This window comes from Nocardiopsis sp. TNDT3 (assembly GCF_003427465.1).
GTDB classification, from domain to species: domain Bacteria; phylum Actinomycetota; class Actinomycetes; order Streptosporangiales; family Streptosporangiaceae; genus Nocardiopsis; species Nocardiopsis dassonvillei.
Genome location: NZ_QPFC01000893.1, coordinates 1 through 3,010, shown reverse-complemented (window position 1 = coordinate 3,010; position 3,010 = coordinate 1). Strand labels below are relative to the sequence as shown.

General features: G+C 74.1%; 2 protein-coding genes. Both read right to left on the bottom strand.

The annotated features are described in order from the left end of the window. Nucleotides 1-58 precede the first annotated feature (58 nt). Nucleotides 59-1,681, bottom strand: a complete 1,623-nt coding sequence (locus tag DQW06_RS21195; protein WP_117199165.1) for an FAD-dependent oxidoreductase — start codon at nucleotides 1,679-1,681, stop codon at nucleotides 59-61. Nucleotides 1,682-1,692: 11 nt separating this feature from the next. Further along, nucleotides 1,693-2,766 carry a LacI family DNA-binding transcriptional regulator gene (locus DQW06_RS21190; RefSeq protein WP_117199164.1) on the bottom strand — a complete coding sequence of 358 codons (1,074 nt, stop codon included), beginning with the start codon at nucleotides 2,764-2,766 and terminating at the stop codon, nucleotides 1,693-1,695. Between the last annotated feature and the right edge of the window lie 244 nt (nucleotides 2,767-3,010).

Here is a 3,010-nt window from a genome sequence, read left to right as displayed (position 1 = left end):
GCGAACGCCCGGGCCGAAGGCCCCGGGAGGCGCGGTGCCCGCCCCTGGTGCGGGCAGGTCAGTAGCCGCGCACGTCGGGCCAGTGGCGCTCGACGCCGGTGCGGTCCAGCACGGCGGTGAAGGCCTCCAGCAGCTCGTCCTTGGCGCGCACGGCGTGCGGCGTGGTGCCGTGCTCCAGGGCGAAGGCGGCCAACCGCCCGGCGGCCTCACCGATGTTCCACTCCACCGGGTGCAGCCGGAAGCAGCCGTTGGTGATGTGGGTGGTGCCGACGTTCTTGGCGGCGGGCAGCAGGTTGGTCTCCCGCTCGGGCAGCAGGGCCCCCAGCGGGATCTCGAACGGGACGCTGGCCACGTCCACGTAGTTGTCACCGCCCGTGGAGGGGTGCAGGTCGATGCGGTAGCTGCCCACCCCCACCGAGTCGTGGCGGCGCACGATGCCGTGCGGACCCAGCAGGTCCAGGGACACGTCGTGCTCGGTGACGGTGGTGACCGCCCGGATGCGCCGGGACTCGCGCACGTAGGCGGCCTTGGCCAGACCCGTCTCCGTGCCGGTCACGTCGGGCCGCGGTTTGAGCCCGGGGAAGCCGGTGCCGCCGTCGGCGCGGGGCGCCTCGGTCTGGAGCCAGTACAGCACCGACAGCGACAGCTGGCGGGCCTCCTCGTGGGCCTCGCGGACGGTCCGGGCGTCCACCAGCCCCTCGATCTCCAGGGCGGGCTTGAGCCAGTAGTCGTTGAGCGGCCAGTTGGCCAGGGTGATGTCGGAGTCGAAGGCGCCGGGCAGGTGCATGCGCCGGGCCAGGATGCGCCGGAAACCCCACAGCTCCTTGTCGCCCGCGTCCGCGCTCTGGTCGGCGGCCACCGCGAGCGGGTCGGTGTCGGGGTTGGGCACGAACGTGCGCGCCACCGGCTCCAGCGTGCGCGGGTCGGGCGCGGAGAAGCCCAGCAGCGGCCCCGGCCAGAACTCGGGCGTGTAGGAGCGCCAGAAGTCGTACATCGCCGGGCGCTCGATGGTGTGGTCCTCGCCCTGGTGGTGCGACATCGCGAAGCAGTAGGTGATGCCCTGCAGGTTGGTCGGGTCGGCCACCTCGGGGGCGTGCGGCTCGCCGTGCTCCGAGCGCGCCTCGGCGCCGGTGACGTGGTCCAGGCCCGCCATCGGCAGCAGGTCGCCGTTCTCGGTGGCGTCCAGGACGTAGGCGGCGCTCACCGTGCGGCGGCGCCCCCGCTCGTCCTCCAGCTCCACCGCGCTCACCCGGTCGCCGTCGGTGTGCGCGGCCACCGGCCGGTGGCGCAGCAGGACGGTCAAACGCCCGGCCGCCCGGTGCGGGCCCACCATCTCCTCCAGCACCGCCAGGGCCACACGGGGCTCGTGGCACAGCTTGCTGACCCGGCCCGCGCCGGGGTTGAGGGTGAGCGAGGAGGCGGCCTCGGCCCGCAGCGGGTAGGCGCGCCGGTAGTGGTCGCGGATGCCCTCGCGCAGGCGCCGGTAGGAGGCGGTGGAACCGAAGCGCTCGATCCACGGGTTCTCGTCGGGCGGCACCGCCTGCGCGGTGAGCTGCCCGCCGATCCAGTCGGTCTCCTCGGTCAGCACCACGCGGCGGCCGGAGTCGGCGGCGGCCAGGGCCGCGGCCACACCGCCCAGCCCCCCGCCGACGACGAGGATCTCTGTGCTGGTCTCGGTCATGGGAGCCTTTCTCAGATGTGTCGTGTCCGGGGCGCGGCGAGGGTGCCGCCCTCCACCGGCTCGCAGGGCAGCAGGCACCGGGGCGTCTGCCCGTGGGCGCCCGCGATCAGTTCCAGCAGCAGACGGACCGCGTCGCGGCCCATCGCGCGCAGGGGCGCGTCGAACCCTCCGTAGGCCGCGCCGCCGCCCGGAGCGCGGCCCCGGGTCCCGGTCGGCGCCCCCAGCAGGGCCAGGGAGATGTCCTCCGGGCAGCGCAGACCGGCCCGGTCCACGGCGGCGGCCAGGCCGTCCAGGGCGGCGCCGGTGTCGGTCTGCTCGACCACGACGGCGGTCACGCCCTCCTCCAGCCAGCGCCGCAGCAGTCCGTCCAGGTCGGAGCCGTCGGTGCGCACCACCAGGCGCGCGGTGTCGATCCCGGCCTCGCGGGCGCCCCGCAGCACGCCCCGCTCGCGGTCGGTCGAGGCCGGGGCCTGGTCGTGCTCGCGCAGGTAGCGCAGCTCGCGGTGGCCCAGACCGGCCAGACGCGCCACCACCTGCGCCGAGGCCGAGACGTAGTCGGCGCCCACGTAGGGCACGCCGGGCTCGTCGCGGCGGCCGATGTAGACGAACGGGAAGCCGTCCTCGACCAGACGCCGGATGGGCTCGTCGGGCACGTGGCGGCCGAAGAACAGGCAGCCGTCGGCCACGCGCACACGCCGCACCGCGGCCGGGTCGTCGGCGCTGGCGGCGGCCCGCGCGGACCCGGTGAACAGGATGAGGTCCTGCCCCTGGGCCGCGGCCTCCTCCTCCACCCCGACCAGGACCGGGTAGTAGGAGTGCGCCACGTCGGTGGGGAAGGTGGCGCTGAAGGTGTACAGCCCCAGCATCGCGTTGCTGGCCGAGGCCAACCGGGTGGCGACCGGGTCGGGAACGTAGCCCAGCTCCTCGGCCGCGTCGAGCACCCTCTGGCGGGTCTCGCGGGCCAGGGACATCCCGGTCGGAGTGCCCCGCAGCACCAGCGAGACCGTGGCCTGGGAGACCCCGGCCACCCGCGCGATGTCGGACTGGCGCGGGCGTCGCGGCCCCGCCCTCCTGACGTGCGTCACCTGTTTCTCCTCCTGCGTGCCGTGTTAATGCGCATTAGTTGACGACTGTGAGCCGCGCCACGGCAGATGTCAAGAGGATGACGGGCGGATTTCCACCCGGAAGCAGGATCTTTCGTTAATACGTATTAGAACCTTGACCGACGCATCGGCGCTGGTGAAGACTCTGGGCCTCGGAGCCTCCCCCCGACCCGCTCCGGAAGGGAACCGTCATGTCCCACGACGCTCACCCCCGCCGCTCCACCGC